This window comes from Terribacillus saccharophilus, assembly GCF_000725365.1.
GTDB lineage: Bacteria > Bacillota > Bacilli > Bacillales > Amphibacillaceae > Terribacillus > Terribacillus saccharophilus.
Window position 1 is genome coordinate 2,205,913 of the sequence record NZ_CP008876.1, and the last position, 21,166, is coordinate 2,227,078.

The window sequence follows — 21,166 nt, forward strand, 5'->3', positions numbered from 1 at the left end:
GTCACTATTTCACAACCCATTCTGAAATTAGTATCGAAGGATAGAGATGATTCGTGTCATAAAAGTTAGTCAGTTAGCCACACTAAGAGAACGACAGAAGAGGTGAACGGCTATGTTTCCTTGGCAGAAACAAAAAACAGAAGCGATAGAAAAGCGGAAAGCTAGAAAGATATCGAAGAACTTAAAAGATAATGTCAAGTATATAGAAGAACAGTACTCTTATGGATTAAACTACGATTTTGAGTCGAGAACAATCCAAGGACCTTCAGGCAGATATCATCTTTTCTTTTATTCCACCACAGTCGATACAAAGCAATTAAGTGACCATATTGTTGCACCATTATTAGAAATGAAAAAGGATATTCCAGTTGATCGAATCGTTTCCGTGCCGAACATCAGCCCTATCACGAATATGGGGGATGTAGAGAAAGGGTTAAATGATGGCAGTGTAATCATTTTCAAACAAGGCATCGCTGAAGGATTTGAGGTAAATCTTCAAGATTTTAAACATCGTGCAGTGGAAAAAGCAGAAAATGAGAAAACAGTAAAAGGACCGAAGGAATCTTTTACAGAGTCTTTGCCGACAAATATCTCTATGCTGCGGAAGAAAATCCCCTCAAAAGACTTGATAGCCGAAAATATCAGCGTGGGAACTCGGCCTGCAGTACCTGTCACCCTCATCTATGAAAGAGATTTAGCAAATGAGAAAGTACTGGAAAATATCAAGAATCGTATCAGCAGTATCACAGTCGATAACATCCGAAATATCGAGATATTGGAACAGTTCATCGAAGAACGACCAAGGTCGCTCTTTCCGACGCTGCTTTATACGGAAAGACCAGACAATGTGTCCAACTTTGTATCAGAAGGCTATATAGCTATTATGATGGACAATTCCTCATCATGCTTGATTGCTCCAATCACGATTTGGTCTTTCTTCCATTCACCAGAGGATCGATATTTACGTTGGGCTTTTGCTAACTTCAGCAGATTGATACGAGCCCTTGCCTATTTTATTACTCTTTTCGTATCTGCAACCTATGTAGCTGTCACGAATTATCACAGCCAGTTGATTCCAATTGATTTGCTGCTGGCTATTGCAAGCAGCAGAGAGCGTGTTCCCCTGCCTATAATTTTTGAGGTTCTGCTTATGGAAATAGCCTTTGAGTTAATACGTGAAGCTGGAGTACGAATACCATCTCCACTCGGACCAACAATTGGTATTGTCGGTGCATTGATACTTGGACAGGCAGCCGTTGAAGCAAATATTGTAAGTCCTATCGTCGTCATTATTGTAGCTTTAAGCGGCTTGTCTTCATTTGCAGCCGCAAACTATAGTATCAACCATACTTTGCGTATTTCCCGTTTCATTTTCATTGTGGCAGCAAGCTTTTATGGGCTGCTTAGCCTGCTAGGAGCCATATTGTTATGGGCTGCATATGTAGTATCCATATCATCTTTTGGCGTCAGCTACTTTTCCCCTGCTACACCGTCTACGAAATCATCACATGATACATTCTTTAGGATGATTTTGAAAAAAGAACGGTGGAGACCAGGCTTTATAAATCCGAAGGACTGGGATAAAAAATAAAGGAGTGACAAACATGCAATTGACAAAGAAACCTTTGCGTATTCGTGAAATGGTCGTTATTGTTTTCATGGTTATTGGACTCAAGGGCGGAGACACGACTCCAGCACTTTTTGCGGATCATGCCCAAAATGCCATTTGGCTTGTACCCGTTGTTTCTTTTCTTTGCCTGCTGCCTCCCTTTTTAATTTTAATGTATCTGCTAAAAAAGCATGAGAAATATAATTTGGTTGAGCTGATTTTTCACTTATTAGGCAAGAAATTAGGTACAGTACTTAGCTTATTACTTTTCATAGGTGGATTTGTTTCCATGTCTGTAGACATGCGTAATGTTATGGAAGAACTCAATTATCTGTACTTCCCGGAATCTCCCACTATTATGATTTATGCCATCTTTCTAGGTATTTGTATCATCATAGCTAACAAGGGTCTTGAAACGATTGGAAGCCTGACCTGGGCGCTCATCCCTATTATCATCCTTACCATCCTGGCAGTGATGACGGTGGATTTAAGAGACGCCGTTTGGCAGCGTATCTTCCCTATTTTAGGAGACGGACCGAAAACTATCCTTGTAGACGGCATCAGTAAATCTTCCGCTTTCTTAGAAATATTTTTACTTACAATTGCCTATCAGGCATTTCACCAGACTAAAGACTTTCGCATTGGAATATACACAGGCGGGATACTTTCTTGTATCTTAATCGTTACTTTTTATGCTATATATGCAATGGTATTCGACTACAACACCATCAATAACATAGCTTTTCTTTATCAAGAATCGACGGAGATTGTGTCACTTGGTCATTTCTTTACAAATATAAGTACATTCTTCATGATTGGCTGGCTATTTTCGACCTTCCTCCGATTCATCATTTTTCTTTATATTTTATGCTGGATTTTTGGAGCTATATTTGAAATTAAGCGATTTGAAGGGTTGCTTCTCCCTATAGGTGTCTTGTCCATGATTCTGTCACTCATTCCCCCTAGTTTCTCTTTAAATGAACTCGTCATAAGGGAAACAAGTTTGCAGATTATTACTCCTTTGTTTCTCATCTTTCCATTCTTGTTATGGGGTACATATGGCTGGAAGAATAGAGGGAAAACATGAGAAGGCTTATTCTAGTTTTATTGTTTTTGCAAATCGCTCTTATTCTGACAGGATGTTTTGACCGGAAAGAGTTGGAAGAACAAGCATATGTCATAAGTATCGGAGTTGATAAGACAGACAAAGATAATATCTTCCGGTTTACTTTCGAGATTGCAAATCCGGAAGTAGGCAGCTCCGTATCCAATGTCTCCACAAAGGAGCCAGCTCAAGAAGTTGTTAGTGTATTAGGTACCGACTTCCTTTCCGCGACTAGTACCGCTAATACTGCAGTCGCAAAGGAAATCACCTTGGATCAAGTAAGAGTTGTTATTTTTTCAGAAAAATTAGCTCGCTCCAAAGAATTCATACATGTTATACAAGCAGCACCTAGTACCGTAGATTTAAAATTAAACGCACAGATGGTTATTAGCAAAGAGAAGGCTGAAGACTTCATCCGGCATAATAAACCAAGACTGGAATCAAGACCGCATAAATATTTTCAGTACATGCTCGACCGCGCCAGAGAGACTGGCGTAATTCCAGATGCACCTTTGGTCCGCTTCTTTCAAATTACGGAAGGCGATGCTGATTTGTTTATAGCCCCTTTTGCTAGTACAGAAAGAGAGCCCACGGATAAATATGGAGCAGAGGATAAATATAAAGCAGGGGAAATCGATATCAACGGCGGAAATCCCACTCAATTTATAGGAGCTGCTGTATTCAAAGAAGGGCAAATGATTGACACCCTGACAGGTCAAGAAACCCGTTATGTGCTTATGCTGGATACAACACTTCCTCAGCAAGATATACTTGCCACCTATAAGGATCCGTTAAGACCCGAATTCGAGATCTCAGCCAAAGTGCAGATCGACAGAGTTAAAGTGAAAATCGATTACAAGAAACACGGCAGATCAGTCATTGATGTTCATGTTAATGCTCATTTGAATGTATTCGCCATTCCAAGCACAGAAGACTACATGCTTAATCCGAAGAAAAGAAGAATTCTGTATGCTTCTATTCAAAAGCAGATGTATCAGAACGCCGAAGAAATAGTGAGAAAATCACAAGAGAAATATAAAGCGGACCCCTTCTATTGGTCTTTGCACATACGTAGTAAGTTCCTAACCATTAAGGATTATGAAAAAGCAGACTGGTCCAATAAAATTTATCCGAATGCTGATGTACATCTGCACGTTGATGTGAAAAGTATTGAATTTGGTAAAACGCTGCGTCAATCCAACATAGGAAAGGTACGAGACTAATGCCAATGTTTTATTTAGTCCTGCTGAACTTAGCCATTTCCATTTATTCTGGATTATTCGCTTACTCCCTTCATAAAGATAGCAATAAAAAAGGGATGATAGCTGTTGTTTGTTTGATCATCATCCTAATTACAAGCTCTATCATACTTTACTTAACGTAAAAACCCACAGCCTCCAGGCTGTGGGTTTTTAATCAAAGCGGCCCCGGCAAGATTCGAACTTGCGACACACGGTTTAGGAAACCGATGCTCTATCCCCTGAGCTACGGAGCCACGACATACTATATTATAACTGAATCGATAAAGCTTGCAAAGTCTGTCGCTTTTTCCACTAGTTTCTTCCGTCACTATATCGAAGCAAATGTCCTTCTATGGTAAACTATATTTATTTGCCATACAACGTTTGAGTTTGGAGGATACATCATGCACGAGCTGCCCTTTATTGCAGTGGAAGGTCCGATTGGTGTCGGAAAGACATCATTGGCTAAGAAAATAGCGGATCACTTTCAGTATGCGCTGCTAAAAGAGATCGTAGAAGAAAACCCATTCCTAGGCAAGTTCTATGAGAATATCGAGGAATGGAGCTTTCAGCTGGAAATGTTCTTTTTGACGAACCGTTACAAACAGCTGAATGATATTCGCAAGGATTATCTTTCCCAGAATCAGCCGGTAGTCGCAGATTATCATATCGCAAAGAATATGATTTTTGCCCAGCGTACACTTGCTGAACCGGAGTTTGATAAATACAGCAAGATCTTCTCAATTTTGACAGAGGATATCGCGCTACCTAATATGGTCATCTATTTGGATGCCAGTTTGGAAACATTGCTTGAACGGATCGAAATGCGTGACCGAAAAGCAGAACAGCATATCCAGCCGGATTATCTAAAGCAATTGTCTGCTGATTACCAGACATTTATGGATCTTTTCGAACAAGACAATCCAGACATACCTGTACTTCGATTAAGCGGAGACGAGTTGGATTTTGTAAAGAACGAGCAGGATTGGAAGTATATTTGTGACAGGATCTCCTCTCACTTGGATAAAGGAGTAACATCATCATGAATTTTAGAGAGAAATACCATATACCTGCGGACAGTGTGATTACCATCGCAGGTACAGTAGGTGTCGGAAAATCGACAATGACGAATGCATTAGCAGAGGCACTGGACTTTCGTACAAGCTTCGAGAAAGTGGACGGAAATCCTTACTTGGATAAATATTACGCTGACTTTGAACGCTGGAGTTTCCACCTTCAAGTTTACTTCCTAGCAGAACGCTTCAAGGAACAAAAACGAATCTTCGAATACGGCGGCGGATTCATCCAGGACCGTTCTATTTATGAAGATACAGGAATTTTTGCTAAAATGGCGTTTGAAGAAGGTAATATGTCCAAAGTAGATTATGAAACATATCGTTCTCTCTTTGATGCGATGGTTATGACGCCTTACTTCCCTCATCCTGATTTATTGATCTACTTGGAAGGATCCTTTGATCATATCATCAGCCGCATTAAACAGCGCGGCCGGGAGATGGAACAGCAAACACCAATCAGCTATTGGGAAGAGATGTTCCATCGCTATGAGAAATGGATTAACGACTTTAATGCTTGTCCTGTGCTGCGAGTAAATATAGCTGACTATGATTTATACAACCCGAATACATCAATTGAACCGATCTTAGAGAAGGTTGGCCATTTTATCGAGCATTCCCGTAAATGGACCTCCCGCCAGCCTTCCAAATAAAAAAACCGCCATCATAGGCGGTTTTTTTATTTGCTGAATGCTTGTCCCATTTCTTTCGATCGGGCTGCTGCAGCTTTTACACATGCTTGAATGGCAGCTTTTACACCTCGTTCTTCGAGCACACTGATACCTGCTGCAGTCGTGCCACCAGCACTGGTGATGTTCGCGCGAAGCTGAGCCGGGGTTAGCTCTGACTGTTCCAGCATTCGTGCAGCTCCTTTGAAAGTCTGAATCAACAGTTGTTTGCCAACAGTCTCATCAAGACCGACTTGAGAGCTTGCTTCCTCCAACGCTTCCATCATGTAATAAAGATAAGCAGGCCCGCTGCCTGAAATGGCAGTCACTGCATCCATATCCTCTTCATCTACCTCTACAGACTCTCCAACGGTCTTGAACAAACTGCTAACGACCTTCATATCCTCACTGCCTGCATGTACTCCTGCCGCGACAGCTGTCGCTGCCTCAAGAATCGTAGCGGACGTATTAGGCATCGCCCGAACTACCGGCTGATTGGATGGCAAATAGCTTTCCAGAAAAGAAGTATGGATCCCAGCCAATATAGATACGACAATTTGTCCTGGCTCCAGCTTGGATGCCTTCAAAGAAGTTAACGCTACTTCAGCATCTTTCGGTTTCATCGATAAGATGATGACATCTGCATCTTTCAAGAGAGCTGTCTGATTCCGCGTAATTGTTACTCCATATGCATCATGCAATTCTTGTAGCCTCGCATCATTAGCATGATTCGTCAGCCATATACCTTTCGCTGGGAGATGCTCTGCTGCGATTAATCCTTTAACGAGCGCTTCCGCCATTGCACCTGCACCTACAAATGCTATTTTCTTCATAAATGCCTCCGTTCCACGTGAAACAAGTTTGTAGTATTATCTGATGCTTCTTTTCAGAAGTCAATAAAAAAATCGTTACGGGTTAACCGTAACGATTTATGTATTTTAATTTTATATGTTTGTAAAAATGGAGGAGGAAGAGGGATTCGAACCCCCGCGAGCGATGAAGCCCCTGTCGGTTTTCAAGACCGATCCCTTCAGCCAAACTTGGGTATTCCTCCGTAAGACAAGTACTAATATATCATGTACTATGTCCATATGTCAACAGAATATAAAAAAAAGTGAAGGAGGGGGAATTCGAACCCCCACGAGCCGTTAAACCCCTGTCGGTTTTCGAGACTTATCCCTTCCACCGGACTTGGATACCCCTCCATACTTTTTCACCATATCACAAGCCTACTGTCAGCTTTAGCGAATTTCTGTCTTACCGCCCATGTAAGGTACCAATACTTCTGGAACCTTCACAGAACCATCGGCCTGCTGATAGTTCTCTAAGATAGCAGCAACTGTACGGCCAAGTGCCAAACCAGATCCATTCAACGTATGAACAAATTCAGGCTTGCTCTTGTCATCGCGTCTGAAACGGATGCCAGCACGACGCGCTTGGAAATCTTCGAAGTTGGATACAGAAGAAATTTCACGATACGTACCGCCGCTAGGTAGCCACACCTCGATATCATATGTTTTTGCAGATGAGAAACCAAGATCTCCTGTACATAGTGTAACTACACGGTGTGGAAGATTAAGAAGCTGCAGGACTTTCTCTGCATGTCCTGTGATTTCTTCCAGTACGTTATAAGATTCTTCTGGCTTAACAAATTGTACAAGCTCTACTTTGTTGAATTGATGCTGACGAATCAAACCACGTGTGTCACGACCGGCAGATCCTGCTTCAGAACGGAAGGAAGCGCTGAATGCAGTGAATTTCTGCGGCAGCTGTTCATCTTTTAATATTTCTTCACGGTAATAGTTTGTTACAGGAACCTCAGCCGTCGGAACAAGGAAGTAATCCCAGCCCTCAACCTTGAAGGCATCTTCTTCAAACTTCGGCAGCTGACCAGTTCCAGTCATACTTGCTCTGTTCACCATATAAGGAGGCAGCATTTCCTGATAACCATGTTCATCAGCGTGAAGATCCATCATAAAGTTGATTAAAGCACGTTCCAGGCGAGCTCCCAATCCTGTGTAAAATACGAAACGGCTTCCTGTTACTTTCGCAGCACGTTCAAAATCGAGAATTCCTAGGTCAGCTGCAATATCCCAATGGGCTTTTTCCTCAAAGTCTTTCTGCTGCACTTCTCCCCATTTACGAGCTTCAACATTATCGTCCTCGGAATTACCTACAGGCACGCTCTCATGCGCAAGATTAGGGATAGAGAGCAATAGCGTATCCAGTTCAACCTCTACGTCACGCAGCTCCTCATCATTGGCTTTGATTTGATCGCCTACTTCGCGCATTTCTTTGATTTGGGCGTCAGCATCTTGCTTTTCTTTTTTAAGAACAGCAATTTGCTTGGAAGCCTCATTACGTTTTGCTTTCATTTCCTCTGTTTCATTAATCAGCTTTCGGCGGCGATCATCTAAATCTCCAAATTTATCTAAGACAGTCAAATCTGCACCGAGATTGTTCAGCTTCTGCTTTACTTCTTCAAAATTTGAACGTAAATATTTTAAATCCAGCATATGTGCTTCCTCCTTTTTTCTTAAACAAAAAAACATCCCATCCCTATAGAAAAAGGGACGAGATGTTTCACCCGCGATACCACCCTGGTTGAAGACAAAGAAGTCTTCCGGCTCGGCAAGGTAACGGTTTGTACCGGGTATGTTTCCATACCATTCCAGGATGGATTCACTCACAGCGCTGCATCGATTTTCACCAGCCATCGACTCTCTTAAGCATGCTGTAAGTTACTAGTTCCTATCATCACGTTGTTGTTATTCTTCCTACAGAATAGCTAATTCCAGGTAAATATGCAAGTATGATATGCAATTCCAGCTCTAGCTTCTACATCCTTATAGGATTTTATACAAAAAAACCGGAGAAGACTGGGTCTTTTCCGGTTTTGTAGGTTCTGGTTCGATGTTGTCTAGCTGCGAAAGCCAGGAACTAGAGGATAAGCAATGAATCCCTGCGTGGGGAAAAGCATCCCACTCCGGGCTCCCTTGCTTATCCTTACGTTCCTAAACGGCTTTCTCCGCTTTTCTTTGTTGTCTAGCTCCAAAGAACAGAAACTGCGGTATAGGCGAGAAATCCCTGCACGAGGAAATGCACCTCATTCCGGGCTTTCTCACCTATTCCTACGTTTCTAAGCGTTCTTTTCCGCCTTTCTTAATTAAAACCAGCCTTTAACTGTATCAGAGACGCTAGTGAAGATTCCTGCGAAGAAATCTCCGATTGCGCCTAGGGAGAGCATGAACCAGTTTGATTTTTCTACGTCTTCGGATGCTACAACGTCAACAGTATAGGAGCCGCCGTTGATGTTGCCTTGGTCATCTCCGTCATAGACGAGTGTCGCAGTTCCTACTTTGTCGCCTTTTTTCACAGGAGCAACCAGTTCGCCATCTGCATCCAGCTTGTCCTTGTCGACTTTGTATTCCAAGTGGTATTTATCTTCTTCACCATTCTTTACAGAAGTAGTAACTGCATCTTTTGTTGAGATGGCTACACTATCTTCTTTTCCTTTTGCAACTGGTACAGAAGCATGGTCCTTGATTTCTGTTCCTGCTTTGTAAAGTTCAGCTTGCTCGAATTGATTGAAACCGTAATCAAGCAATTTTGCTGTTTCCTGGAAGCGTGCTTCTTCACTAGCTGACTTCATGATAACAGTTATATAACGCTGTCCATCACGTTCAGCAGTACCTGTGAAGCAGTAGCCTGCTACGTCTGTATGACCTGTTTTCAAGCCATCCATGCCTTCATAGCCATATGCTTCTAAGTATCCAGGCATGTTTGGTAGCATCCAGTTCCAGTTCGTGATTTGTTTACCGTCGAAATCTGTTTGTGTAACGCTGGAAACCTCAAGTGCTTCTGGGTGATCCTTAATCAAGTTATAAGCCAGGATACCAGTAGACTTTGCAGTCATCAGGTTTTCGTCGTTGATGTTCGTTCCCTCTGCTCGGTTATCGCCTAAGTCAGAGTTGGAAAGACCGGATGAGTTAACGAATTTATAATCCTTCATTCCGATTTCTTCAGCTTTTTCATTCATCATCTTGACGAATTCTGTCTCACTGCCGCCGACAAGTTCTGCAAGTACTATTGTTGCGGCGTTGTCGGAGTTAATAGCCATTCCATTATAAAGATCGCGAACCGTATAATCTTTGTTTTGCGTGAGTCCTGTACCGGAAAAATCCGTATTAGAGGAAATGCTGTACGCATAGTCGCTTACTTGTGTTGTCGTATCCCAGGAGATATCCCCTGCTGCAATTGCATCCAAGATGAGATATTCGGACATCATCTTCGTCATACTTGCTGGAGGTAAAGTGAGATCTGCCTGCTTCGCATATAATATTTCACCAGAGTTGGCGTCTATTAGAATTGCGGATTCCGCTTCAATATCCAAGCCTTCCGCAGCTTGTGTGTCTAGTGGCTTCGCTAGAAAAGTGTTAAACGTAATCAGCATCGCGAGCAAACCGATCATCGATGCTTTAAAAAGATGTTTCAAAGTCTTCCTACCTCCACAAAAAATAGAATCGTTACTGTGCATCCCCGCTATTTTACCATAGACGATAGGCAGAGGGGAACGTACTTTGTACCGATTCTACATTTTGTTCACAGGTCTGGAAGACACCAGTCAATTGGCTTCAATCCATTATTTTCTAATATCTCGTTTGTCTTGGAAAATGGCTTGCTGCCAAAGAATCCACGCCTTGCTGATAAAGGACTTGGATGGACAGAAGTAAGTGTATAGTGCTTCTCCGTATCAATCAGCTTTTGCTTTTCTTGCGCATGCTTTCCCCAAAGAATGAATACAACAGGATCCTGCTTCTCATTCAATGATTCAATGACACGGTCCGTGAAGTGCTCCCAGCCTTTGCCTCGATGAGATGCTGCCTGATGAGCTTCTACAGTCAAAGCTGTATTCAAAAGCAGCACACCTTGTTCAGCCCAGCGCTTCAAATAACCATGTTTCGGAATCGAGCAGCCAATATCATCTGCCAGCTCTTTGTAGATATTGACTAGTGATCTCGGAATAGCCACCTCGGGCTGTACCGAAAAACTAAGACCATGTGCCTGATTTGGTCCATGATAAGGATCTTGTCCTAATATGACCACCTTTGTATTCGCAAATGATGTTACTTGCAATGCTTCGTAAATGTGGTGCATCTCCGGATAGATTGTCCGTTCCTGATATGCTTCTTTTAAAAAGCTTCGCAGTTCTTTGTAATAGTCCTTGTCGAATTCATCCTGCAGAATATCCTGCCAGTCATTATCAATTAGTTGTTTAGCCATACTACTCCACCTCCAGGACATTGTATCAGACCTATACCCGTTATGAATAACGAAAAAAAGCCACCCTTATGAAAAGGGCAGCTTCTAAATCAGCTTGTAACCGGCTGATTCATTTCAGATCTCTTATACATGTATTGGAATGCGATTAGAGCTGCGAAAACAACTATACCAGCAATACTGGTCCAAACTCCAGGGTAAATCAAAGCAAGACCAGCAGCCAGTGCCACAAAACGCTCTGGCCAGTACAGTCTGCGGAACCAATAGCCGATCATTCCAGCTCCAATGGCAATCATCCCTAGGAAGGCTGTAACGAATATCCAAGCCATTTGCAGATAATTGCTTGTGCCAACCAGCAGCAGTTCTGGAGCGAAGACGAACATATACGGGATGACGAAAGCCGCAATTGCCAGCTTCGTCGATATAACCCCCGTAGCGATTGGCCGGCCTCCTGACATACCAGCTGCTGCAAATGCAGCCAAAGCAACTGGAGGCGTAATATCAGCCATGATACCGAAATAAAAAACAAACATATGCGCTTGCAGATCACTGATTCCAAGCAATATGATTGCCGGTGCTGCAATCGTCGATGTAATGATATAGTTGGCTGTTGTTGGTGCACCCATACCAAGGATCAGGGATGCAATCATCGTAAAGAACAACGTCCAAAACAATTGTTCATTTGCAAGGCCAACCAAGCTGTTAGCAAGGCTTAGACCAAGTCCTGTTTTGGTAACGACTGCGACGATGATTCCGGCTGCCGCAGTCGCTGCGATTACAGCGAGAGCCGACCTTGCACCGTCTACCATTGCTTCGATCGTCTCAAGGAAGTTACGGTCAAAGAAATAGCTGACAATTACCGTAGCAATGGCTGCGATGATCAATCCATTTTGAATGGACATACTGCCTGTTACACCGCTGTAAATCAAATAAGCAACCAGTACAACTCCGAATGTGATTGGATAGAGATGACGGTAAACTTCCTTTCTGATTAACGCAACAAGCACACATGTGACGATCCCATATAATGCTGCTCGCATAATGCTGAGCCCCGAACTCAAATAAAACACCATAGCGAGTATCGGAAGCAGCAGATACAGTTTGCTAAGTACTTCTTTCTTATTTGGAAGTTCTTCTTTTTTGAGTCCTCTCAATCCAGTTCGCTTCGCCTCGAAATGAGTCATGATCCAAATGCCGGCAAAATAAAGGATGGCTGGGATGATGGCTGCTTTGGCAATCGTCCAGTAGCTAACCCCGATGAATTCAACCATTAAGAAGGCGGCAGCGCCCATGACCGGTGGCATAATCTGACCTCCGGTAGAAGATGACGCCTCTACAGCTCCTGCGAAATTCTTAGAATAGCCAAGTCTCTTCATCATTGGAATAGTGAATGATCCTGACGTCACCACGTTTGCCACAGAGCTGCCGCTTACTGTTCCTTGCAGCGCACTGGAGAAGATGGCCACTTTCGCTGGACCTCCGATTCTTCTTCCGGCAACGAGCAAGGCAAGATCATTGAAATACTGCCCCACTCCTGTCTTCACCAAAAAGGCACCAAACAGAAGGAATAAGAAGATGTACGTGGATGAAACTCCGATTGGTGTACCTAGCATACCTTCTGTTGTAAAGAACAGCGAGTATACGAGTGTATCCACATCCACACCTGGATGGACAATGAAATCAGGCAACTGGCGGCCCCAGTAAGCGTATGCCATAAATAGAATGGCAATAATGACAATCGGCAGACCGACAGTACGTCTTGTTGCTTCCAAAACGAGAAGAACAGCTATAGCTCCAGTAATGAAATCCATGGTCGTCATCTGTCCGCCTTGAGCAATGATATTGTCGTACATGACCGGCCAATAAGCACCCACATAAAACCCGAGTGTGGCTAATAGATAATCATACCAGGCAATTTTTTTATCTTTGCTTTTCCGATTAGCCGGGAACAACAGATAAATCAGGACCAGACCGAATCCCAAATGGATAGATCTGTGAATCTGGGTAGGTACATTTCCAAAAGTAGCGGTATACAGCTGGTATAAGGAAAACGCAAGCAGAAGGAAAAAGACGATGGCACCCATGATGCCTGCAAGTTTCCTGAAATTTGATTCACTATCATATTTCTCAATCAGCTGCTGTTGTTCCTGTTCTGACATGATATCTAACTTCGTAGCTTTTTCATTCATTCCAGCAGCTCTCCTTTCCATAAGTTCCATAAACTCGTGTATTCTAATTGGATTCTAATGGAGACACCTGGTCCGATGTTGTCTTGGAGAGAATAGCTATGCTTCTGATAGACCAGTTGGTGATTTGCCACCACTTCTCCGATAGTCAGATTAAGGCTATCCTGATAGCCCTTCATATTCCGTATATAATATTTTCCATCCTTCATCTCGAATGTTTCACCTGGTTTTGCATTTGCTGGCATGCCGACTGCAGTATCTTCGTAAACAAGCTGATACGGGTATAATTTCATTTGTTTGATTGTGTATTCTTCCATCACATCAGAACGATGGATGGAATGGGTGTATCGGATACTCACATGTGATTCATCCTCGACAGGCAAATAAGCAAGAAGACGATCACTCTGCAAATCTTTACAGGCGAGTATATGCCGGAAGGGAACAAATATGTACAACGTAATCAGTGTCATGACCAGAAGACCGATTAAAAGAATGATGCGAAACCGCAAATCTGCACACCTGCTTTTTGTAAAAAACGCCGGTAACCAAGCTACCGGCGTTTCCGTAATATATCAGGAAGAAGGCAGTTCTACTCCTGCTTCCTCCAAATATCTCTGGGCACCTGGATGGAACGGGATACTAACACCATCGGCAGCTGTTTCAGCTTTGATGAACTCTGCTTTTTGATGGCCAATATCTCCTGTATTCTCATACAATGCCTTTGTCATGTTATAGACAAGCTCTTCATCCATACCTTCTGACGTGACAAGCATTGCATTGACGGAGACCGTTTCTACCGGCTCTTCTAGATCATAAGTTCCTGCCTCGATCGTATAGGCCGCATAGTAAGGTAATTCCTCTAATAACTGATCGATTTTATCCTGTTCAAGTCCTACAATTGTTACCGGCGTTGTAGCTGCTAAGCTCTCGATTGCACCTGTTGGTGTACCTGCTGTGATGAATGCTGCATCGATGTTTCCATCCTGCATTCCAGCTGTGGATTCTCCGAAATCGAGATTCTGTACATCCACATCATCCACTGTCATACCGTAAAGCTTGAGGATATCCTCGGCACTGGCATTCGTTCCGGAACCAGGCGCGCCAATGGAAACCGTCTTTCCTTTCAAGTCTTCCACTGTTTTAATTCCGCTTGATTCTGTCGCTACGATTTGAATTGTTTCTGGGTAAAGAGAGCCGATGGCACGGATGCTATCGATCGATTTGCCATCAAACATCAGCTTACCGTCTGTTGCATAGGCAGCGATATCAGTCTGAGTAAAAGCAACGATGTCATCATTTCCTTCGCTCAATGTATTCATATTCTCGACTGATGCACCAGTCGAAGTAGCTGTCGCTTTTACATCATCCACATTGGAATTGAGAATTTCCGCAATACTTCCGCCAAGTGGATAATATGTACCCTCCGTTCCTCCTGTGAGCAACGTGATGAATTGCTGTCCGCCTTCTTCATCACCGCCGGAATCCCCTGATCCCCCGGTTGTTCCTCCTCCGCAAGCGCTGAGTATGAGTGCTAACAACGTCATAAGGACTACTGCTGAAAGTGATTTTTTCATTTTCATTCGTTCATCTCCCCCTTGAGATTAATAATTCTCCATAACGTTAGCAAACCCTTTCCATATTTACAATATTATTTATATTGCAAAAAATCTGTTTATTTGTTAGATTATGTACTATAAAAAAGAAACGACGCCGAATTTGGCGTCGTTTCAAAATATAATTAGTTAACGGAATAGTTCGGTGCTTCTTTTGTAATTTGAATATCATGCGGATGGCTCTCACGCAATCCTGCACCAGTCATACGAATGAACTGTGCATTCTCACGGAAGTAATCAATATCAGGAGCACCACAGTAGCCCATGCTCGCGCGCAAGCCGCCAAGCAGCTGGTGAACTGTATCAGAAAGTGATCCTTTATATGCAACACGGCCTTCGATACCTTCTGGAACCAGTTTCTTCGCTTCTTCTGTTTCACCTTGGAAGTAGCGGTCTTTGGAGCCAGATTTCATTGCACCGACAGATCCCATACCGCGATACACTTTATATTGACGTCCTTGGAAGATTTCAGTCTCACCAGGGCTTTCTGTTGTACCTGCAAACATACTGCCGAGCATAACAGCATGTCCGCCTGCTGCGATCGCTTTAGCGATATCACCGGAATACTTGATTCCGCCGTCAGCAATGATGGAGACGCCATGCTTTTCTGCTTCCGCTGCACAATCGTGCACAGCAGTGATTTGCGGTACACCTACACCAGCTACAACACGTGTTGTACAAATAGAACCTGGTCCAATACCAACTTTTACGACGTCAGCACCAGCTTCAATCAACGCACGCGTACCTTCTGCTGTCGCTACGTTACCAGCAATCAAGTCAACTTCAGGGAACTTGTCTTTGATCGCTTTAACCTGCTCTAAAACGCCTTTGGAGTGACCATGAGCTGTATCAACAACAAGTACGTCCACACCTGCGTCTACCAACTTACTGATACGAGTCATTGCATCACCAGTGACCCCAACAGCAGCTCCTACTAACAAACGTCCATGTTTATCTTTAGCAGAATTCGGGAACTCAATCACTTTCTCGATATCTTTGATCGTGATCAAGCCTTTCAGCACACCATTTTCATCGACAAGCGGCAGCTTTTCGATTTTATGTTTCTGAAGGATTTTCTCTGCATCATCCAATGTAGTTCCAACAGGTGCTGTCACCAAGTTTTCTTTTGTCATGACATCGGAGATCGCGATGGAATAATCCTGTACGAAACGAAGATCGCGATTTGTCAGGATACCGATCAGTTTCTGCTCTTCTCTGTTGTTAACGATTGGTACACCTGAAATGCGGAATTTACCCATCAGATGCTCTGCATCGAACACTTGGTTTTCCGGGCATAAGAAGAATGGGTCTGTGATAACGCCGCTTTCCGAACGTTTGACGCGATCCACCTGCTCTGCTTGCTCTTCAATGGACATATTTTTGTGGATAATACCAAGTCCACCCTGTCTAGCCATTGCAATCGCCATGCTTGCTTCTGTTACTGTGTCCATTCCTGCACTGATCAATGGAATGTTCAAAGTGATATTTTTCGTCAATGCTGTTTGGAATTTCACATCACGTGGCAGAACCTCTGATTTTGCTGGCACAAGCAAGACATCATCAAATGTTAAACCCTCTTTTGTAAACTTATCTTCCCGCATGTTTATCCTCCTTTTATCATGAAATGTTTATATATGGTTAAAATACTGCTATTAAAACCTATTGTTACTTACAATACGCCAAGATGCGCGGTTTTTCAACTATATGAGCACGTAAAAATCATTGGAGGATTCTGTATGCATGATGAAAACGTATCCACCTTTCTTTCCTTCCTTGAAGCAGAGGATGCAGCTCTTTCCTTCCTGCAAAAAAGCTACCAGCATCTCGGTATTCTTGATGCAGAAACACGGAGCTATCAAAACATTTCCGCCTTTCTTGCTTATCTGGAACATGGTAAGTCTTATTATTCCTATGGCAAAGATGCCCCGCTATTAATGAAGCCTGTCTTATTATTTTACGGAATGACCCATTTTATGAAGGCGAGTTTGCTGCTGACACGTCCTGATTACCCAGAATCCACAGCTGATCTTGCACATGGTTTGTCGACTCGCAAGCGTAAGAAACGTGACTATCAATTCTGCTCGGATGAAGTATTATCCCAGCAGCGCGGCTTATTCCCGTATTTTTCACGTCACGTTTGTAAAAGGGAACTTCATAGCATTAAAAAAGTTTCTATGGGGGATATGTTCGGATTAGTCCCAGAGCTTCATAATCTTCTTTCAATGCAGCAGGGGAAGCGTAATCTAACAGAAGCAAGCCGAAAAAAAGATGCGCTTATTCTGCCGGAGTGCTTACTAGACGAATTTCAATATACAAAACGCCGCTTTTTAGAATTCCTGCAATCTTTCTCTTTTAACATAATGGAGCAAGATAAGCTTGCAATTCAGCTTCCTGATTCGCTGTGGCAAACAGCCGGACCGCTTTATTGTAATCCATTAACCCAAAAACACTATTTTGTTCGGCAAAGCTATTGGAGCAGCTTTCATGAATGCATGGCTCATTATGCCCTGCTATATAACTTAAGCATGATTTGCCGCTATGAAGCAGAGTGGTGGACAGATCTGCTCCATGTTAACCGGCGTAACGAATATCCGCTCATTGTCCGATTTTTGGAGATTACTGCTGAAAAATTCCCTTTATTGATTGGATCTTACATGCTAAAGCATTTTCAGGATATAAAAAAAGCACGCTGATTAGCGTGCTTCATAGATGATCTGTTCAATGCGTATATGTGGTATTTCAGTCAATGCTTTCACTTGCCCTGATTCTTGCTCACGTACCATCGGCCTGGTTGGATGGTTAGTATCAGTAAAGACAACCTCAGCAATATCCCCAGATGATAATCTGACTTTTGTGTTTTGCTGAGCATCGACAAATGCCTGGATAAAGTGCTGAATCATTGCTGGGTCAAATCGTCTGAATTGCTCCTCCAGGATGATGTCCACTGCTTCATATGGTGATACAGCAGCTCGATAAGCACGTTCGGATATCAAAGCATGATAAGTATCACAAATGGAGAGGAGACTCGCAAATGAATGAATCTTTTCCTTCGGTAATCGCAGTGGGTAACCAGCTCCATCTGCCCGTTCATGATGCTGGAGGATGGCAAGCTTCGCTTTTGAAGAAAGGAGAGGAGCCTGCTCAACCATACGATAGGAGAAGGTAGGATGCTTTTGGACATCTTCCCATTCACTATCATGTAAACGGCGTTTCTGGATGTGATACGGCTGCTTCAGTTTGGCCATTCCGCAATCTGCCAGGTAAGCAGCCAAACCAATTTGCTTGATGTCCGCCTCAGAAAAACCTGCTTTTTGTAAGACAGCAGCTACAAGTGCAGCCGTACCTGCTGCGTGTTCCGGCAAATAATCAATCTGTCTACGGTATGCAGGCAAATTGAACACATTTCCTTCCCATTCACTGACCTTCTCCAGTACAGGAAGAATATGTTTGCGAAGTACAGCTATATCAACAGTGGAGCCATGCTGCCATGCATTGAATTGCTTTTGGTAACCTTCAGCTGCTGCTGCATAAGCATCCAGGAAATGCACTTGTATGATGGCAGGTCGAACACTTACAGAATCCTTTTCAGGAACAAAACTGCTGCCATCTTCTAAATGACCGGCAACTGTTACTTCTTTTACGAGCATCTTTTGCAAATAAAAGATCTCCGTATCTGTGAGTACTGTCTTGCTTTTTACGAGCGGCATACCGCTTTTACCGATAACATCGGCTGTTACGATACAGCCAGCGACGAGCTGATTGGCTGAGACGATCATATCCTGCATCCTTTCATCCAAAGGTTATGTAAAAAAAGCATTCCCACTATGGGAGCGGGAATGCTCTATAACAATCATCAATCTTCTTCTGTATTATCTGTCTCTGATACTACTGGTTCTTCCAGCATATCATCTGAAACATCCTCGATTTCTTCCTCTTGCTCTTTATCAATACGAGCAACAGTAGCTACCGCTTCATTCTCCTGAATACGAATCAGAATAACACCCTGTGTATTCCGGCCAGTAGACGAAATACTTGAAACAGGCATCCGAATCAATACACCAGAGACTGTAATGATCATAATATCTTCTTCACCGGTAACCGGCTTAGCTGATACCATCTGTCCTGTTTTATCCGTGATCTTGGATGTAAGAATTCCCTTACCGCCACGGTTCGTGATGCGATACTCTGACTCTGGTGTCCGTTTTCCGAATCCTTTTTCGGTAACATTCAGGATATCGACACCTTCATCGATTATATCCATGGACACGACCGAATCATCGTCTCCGCGCAGTGTTATCCCTTTAACCCCAGCAGCTGTACGGCCCATTGGTCGAATTTGCTCCTCTGGGAATCGAATCAGATAACCATTCTTCGTCGCGATCATGATATGTTTATGACCATCTGTCATACGAACTGAAATCAATTCATCGTCCTCACGCAAGTTCAATGCGATAAGACCGCCCTTACGAATATTGGCGAATTGAGATAGAGTCGTCCGTTTGGAAACCCCTTGTTTGGTAGTGAATATCAAATACCAATCATCTGCGAACTCTTTGACTGGAATCAAAGCATTAATCCATTCGCCTTTTTCTATTTCAAGCATATTGATGATCGGAATACCTTTCGCTGTACGGCTAAATTCCGGTACCTCATACCCTTTCGCACGATATACTTTTCCTTTGTTCGTAAAGAACAGAATCGTATCATGTGTGCTGGTAGAAATAAGATGTTCGACGAAGTCATCTTCGTTCGTTCCCATACCTTGAATTCCTCGGCCGCCGCGTCCTTGACTGCGGTAAGTGTTTGAAGGCAGGCGTTTGATATAACCTTGGTGCGTCAATGTGATAACGACATTCTCTACAGGAATAAGTGCTTCATCCTCTATGAAGTCAATACCGCCAATAACGATTTCCGTACGGCGTTCATCACCGAAACGTTCCTTAATCTCAGTCAATTCTTCTCGAATGATTTCAAGCACCTTCTCTTCATCCGCAAGAATTGCCTTAAGCTCCGCGATCACTTTGACAAGTTCCTGGTACTCATCTTCGATCTTGTCACGCTCAAGTCCTGTCAGACGCTGCAGACGCATATCCAGAATGGCTTGTGCTTGCTTGTCAGAAAGCTTGAAGCGCTCCATCAATCCTTCACGAGCAATATCTGTTGTCTGAGAGCCACGGATCAAGCTGATGATCTCATCGAGATTATCCAGGGCAATCCGTAAACCTTCCAGGATATGTGCTCTTGCTTCTGCTTTACGCAATTCGAATTCTGTTCTACGGCGGATGACGACTTGCTGGTGATCAAGATAATGTGACAATGCCTGTTTTAAGTTCAGAATCTGCGGTTTATCATCCACAAGGGCAAGCATATTGATTCCGAAACTTGTCTGCAGAGCAGTATGCTTGTACAAATTGTTAAGAATGACATTCGGGTTCGCATCACGGCGAACTTCGACAACGACGCGCATACCGTTACGGTCGGATTCATCCCGCAGGTCAGTAATTCCTTCAATACGCTTATCACGAACTAGTTCTGCTATTTTCTCGACAAGACGTGCCTTATTCACCTGATATGGCAATTCGTGCACAAGAATAGTCGATTTGCCGTTATCATGCTCGATAATTTCAGTCTTAGCGCGAATCGTAATCGAACCGCGGCCAGTTTCATACGCTTTCCGAATACCGCTTCGACCTAAAATTTCAGCAGCAGTAGGGAAATCCGGACCGAATATATAATCATCCATCAATTCCTCGATAGTAATATCCGGATTTTTACTAAGTGCCAAAACCGCATTTATTGTTTCATTCAGGTTATGAGGCGGGATATTCGTCGCCATACCTACCGCAATACCCGAAGCTCCATTCACAAGCAAGTTCGGGAATCGAGCTGGCATTACAAGCGGCTGTTTCTCAGAGCCGTCATAGTTGTCGCCATAATCAATCGTGTCCTTGTTGATATCACGCAATAGCTCCATGGATATCTTGGACATCCGTGCTTCTGTATAACGCATTGCTGCTGCTGAATCGCCGTCCACAGAACCGAAGTTTCCATGTCCGTCTACGAGCATATAACGATAGCTGAAATCCTGCGCCATACGAACCATCGCTTCGTACACAGCTGTGTCACCATGCGGGTGATACTTACCGATTACTTCCCCGACGATACGGGCTGATTTCTTATATGCCTTATCAGCATGCATACCCAAATCATGCAAAGCATAAAGGATTCTGCGATGCACCGGCTTCAAGCCGTCTCTTGCATCAGGCAATGCACGCGCTACGATAACGCTCATTGCATAGTCAAGGAATGAGGTACGCATTTCCTGACTTATATCTCTTTCTTGCACACTTGGACGTAATTCATCCGCCATGCGAAAACCTCCTGTCAAATT

16 protein-coding genes, 2 tRNA genes and 1 other annotated feature are annotated in these 21,166 nt (G+C 43.3%); of the genes, 6 read left to right on the top strand and 12 right to left on the bottom strand.

From position 1 onward, the window contains the following. Positions 1-112: 112 nt before the first annotated feature. Genes GZ22_RS11210 through GZ22_RS11220 form a run of 3 tightly spaced genes read left to right on the top strand, consistent with a single transcriptional unit; the run spans position 113 to position 3,937 of the window. Entirely contained in the window at positions 113-1,591 is a 1,479-nt protein-coding gene (locus GZ22_RS11210; RefSeq protein ID WP_038562564.1) for a spore germination protein, read from the top strand. A gap of 13 nt (positions 1,592-1,604) precedes the next feature. Further along, positions 1,605-2,696, top strand: a complete 1,092-nt coding sequence (locus tag GZ22_RS11215; RefSeq protein WP_038562567.1) for a GerAB/ArcD/ProY family transporter — start codon at positions 1,605-1,607, stop codon at positions 2,694-2,696. Beyond that, positions 2,693-3,937: a Ger(x)C family spore germination protein gene (locus GZ22_RS11220; protein ID WP_038562570.1), complete on the top strand. Its 1,245-nt coding sequence runs from the start codon at positions 2,693-2,695 to the stop codon at positions 3,935-3,937. Before GZ22_RS11215 ends, GZ22_RS11220 begins: the two co-directional genes overlap by 4 nt. 199 nt (positions 3,938-4,136) lie before the next feature. On the opposite strand, the gene GZ22_RS11225 is transcribed toward GZ22_RS11220, so the two are convergent. Further along, positions 4,137-4,209, bottom strand: a tRNA-Arg gene (locus GZ22_RS11225). Positions 4,210-4,359: 150 nt separating this feature from the next. Here GZ22_RS11225 and GZ22_RS11230 point away from each other — a divergent pair. Together GZ22_RS11230 and GZ22_RS11235 are read left to right on the top strand one after the other, a co-directional pair. Beyond that, complete coding sequence (locus GZ22_RS11230; protein ID WP_038562572.1) at positions 4,360-5,001, top strand: deoxynucleoside kinase; 642 nt, start codon at positions 4,360-4,362, stop codon at positions 4,999-5,001. Continuing rightward, a complete protein-coding gene (locus GZ22_RS11235; protein WP_038562574.1) occupies positions 4,998-5,681 on the top strand; it encodes a deoxynucleoside kinase in 684 nt (227 codons plus the stop codon). Before GZ22_RS11230 ends, GZ22_RS11235 begins: the two co-directional genes overlap by 4 nt. Before the next feature lie 26 nt (positions 5,682-5,707). On the opposite strand, the gene proC is transcribed toward GZ22_RS11235, so the two are convergent. The 9 genes from proC to guaB form a co-directional block, all read right to left on the bottom strand. Continuing rightward, positions 5,708-6,529: a pyrroline-5-carboxylate reductase gene (proC, locus tag GZ22_RS11240; RefSeq protein WP_038562575.1), complete on the bottom strand. Its 822-nt coding sequence runs from the start codon at positions 6,527-6,529 to the stop codon at positions 5,708-5,710. A 128-nt stretch (positions 6,530-6,657) separates the two neighbouring features. Then, positions 6,658-6,750: transfer RNA gene (locus tag GZ22_RS11245), tRNA-Ser, on the bottom strand. Positions 6,751-6,937: 187 nt separating this feature from the next. Continuing rightward, complete coding sequence (gene serS / locus GZ22_RS11255; protein WP_038565927.1) at positions 6,938-8,212, bottom strand: serine--tRNA ligase; 1,275 nt, start codon at positions 8,210-8,212, stop codon at positions 6,938-6,940. Between the two features lie 50 nt (positions 8,213-8,262). Beyond that, positions 8,263-8,463 (bottom strand) — a binding site (T-box leader). Positions 8,464-8,862: 399 nt separating this feature from the next. Continuing rightward, positions 8,863-10,191 carry a serine hydrolase gene (locus GZ22_RS11260; RefSeq protein WP_245609659.1) on the bottom strand — a complete coding sequence of 443 codons (1,329 nt, stop codon included), beginning with the start codon at positions 10,189-10,191 and terminating at the stop codon, positions 8,863-8,865. Between the two features lie 107 nt (positions 10,192-10,298). Then, a complete protein-coding gene (locus GZ22_RS11265) occupies positions 10,299-10,979 on the bottom strand; it encodes a uracil-DNA glycosylase (protein ID WP_038562577.1) in 681 nt (226 codons plus the stop codon). An 89-nt stretch (positions 10,980-11,068) separates the two neighbouring features. Further along, the gene (locus GZ22_RS18035) at positions 11,069-13,165 is read right to left on the bottom strand and encodes a TRAP transporter permease (protein WP_084160726.1); all 2,097 of its coding nucleotides are present in this window, start codon (positions 13,163-13,165) and stop codon (positions 11,069-11,071) included. Further along, positions 13,162-13,671 carry a DUF1850 domain-containing protein gene (locus GZ22_RS11275; RefSeq protein WP_038562578.1) on the bottom strand — a complete coding sequence of 170 codons (510 nt, stop codon included), beginning with the start codon at positions 13,669-13,671 and terminating at the stop codon, positions 13,162-13,164. The genes GZ22_RS18035 and GZ22_RS11275 overlap by 4 nt, the downstream gene beginning before the upstream one ends. Before the next feature lie 63 nt (positions 13,672-13,734). Continuing rightward, positions 13,735-14,742, bottom strand: a complete 1,008-nt coding sequence (locus tag GZ22_RS11280) for a TAXI family TRAP transporter solute-binding subunit (RefSeq protein ID WP_038562580.1) — start codon at positions 14,740-14,742, stop codon at positions 13,735-13,737. A 158-nt stretch (positions 14,743-14,900) separates the two neighbouring features. Continuing rightward, positions 14,901-16,376 (bottom strand): IMP dehydrogenase, encoded by a 1,476-nt coding sequence (gene guaB / locus GZ22_RS11285; RefSeq protein ID WP_038562581.1) that lies wholly within the window; start codon positions 16,374-16,376, stop codon positions 14,901-14,903. 135 nt (positions 16,377-16,511) lie between these two features. On the opposite strand from guaB, the gene GZ22_RS11290 reads away from it, so the two are divergent. After that, positions 16,512-17,468, top strand: coding sequence for a YaaC family protein (locus tag GZ22_RS11290; protein ID WP_038562583.1), 957 nt, complete (start codon positions 16,512-16,514; stop codon positions 17,466-17,468). Here the strand turns inward: GZ22_RS11290 and GZ22_RS11295 are convergent, their stop codons facing one another. Together GZ22_RS11295 and gyrA are read right to left on the bottom strand one after the other, a co-directional pair. Further along, entirely contained in the window at positions 17,469-18,560 is a 1,092-nt protein-coding gene (locus GZ22_RS11295; RefSeq protein WP_084160728.1) for an HD-GYP domain-containing protein, read from the bottom strand. It lies immediately after the preceding gene. Between the two features lie 68 nt (positions 18,561-18,628). Next, positions 18,629-21,145 (bottom strand): DNA gyrase subunit A, encoded by a 2,517-nt coding sequence (gyrA, locus tag GZ22_RS11300; protein ID WP_038562585.1) that lies wholly within the window; start codon positions 21,143-21,145, stop codon positions 18,629-18,631. Between the last annotated feature and the right edge of the window lie 21 nt (positions 21,146-21,166).

Coding starts and splice junctions, on each gene's coding strand:
- serS (WP_038565927.1), bottom strand. CDS start 8,212: ATGCTGGATTTAAAATATTTACGTTCAAATTTTGAAGAAGTAAAGCAG.
- GZ22_RS11220 (WP_038562570.1), top strand. CDS start 2,693: ATGAGAAGGCTTATTCTAGTTTTATTGTTTTTGCAAATCGCTCTTATT.
- GZ22_RS11295 (WP_084160728.1), bottom strand. CDS start 18,560: ATGCAGGATATGATCGTCTCAGCCAATCAGCTCGTCGCTGGCTGTATC.
- guaB (WP_038562581.1), bottom strand. CDS start 16,376: ATGCGGGAAGATAAGTTTACAAAAGAGGGTTTAACATTTGATGATGTC.
- GZ22_RS11280 (WP_038562580.1), bottom strand. CDS start 14,742: ATGAAAATGAAAAAATCACTTTCAGCAGTAGTCCTTATGACGTTGTTA.
- proC (WP_038562575.1), bottom strand. CDS start 6,529: ATGAAGAAAATAGCATTTGTAGGTGCAGGTGCAATGGCGGAAGCGCTC.
- GZ22_RS11290 (WP_038562583.1), top strand. CDS start 16,512: ATGCATGATGAAAACGTATCCACCTTTCTTTCCTTCCTTGAAGCAGAG.
- GZ22_RS11230 (WP_038562572.1), top strand. CDS start 4,360: ATGCACGAGCTGCCCTTTATTGCAGTGGAAGGTCCGATTGGTGTCGGA.
- gyrA (WP_038562585.1), bottom strand. CDS start 21,145: ATGGCGGATGAATTACGTCCAAGTGTGCAAGAAAGAGATATAAGTCAG.
- GZ22_RS18035 (WP_084160726.1), bottom strand. CDS start 13,165: ATGAATGAAAAAGCTACGAAGTTAGATATCATGTCAGAACAGGAACAA.
- GZ22_RS11265 (WP_038562577.1), bottom strand. CDS start 10,979: ATGGCTAAACAACTAATTGATAATGACTGGCAGGATATTCTGCAGGAT.
- GZ22_RS11235 (WP_038562574.1), top strand. CDS start 4,998: ATGAATTTTAGAGAGAAATACCATATACCTGCGGACAGTGTGATTACC.
- GZ22_RS11210 (WP_038562564.1), top strand. CDS start 113: ATGTTTCCTTGGCAGAAACAAAAAACAGAAGCGATAGAAAAGCGGAAA.
- GZ22_RS11215 (WP_038562567.1), top strand. CDS start 1,605: ATGCAATTGACAAAGAAACCTTTGCGTATTCGTGAAATGGTCGTTATT.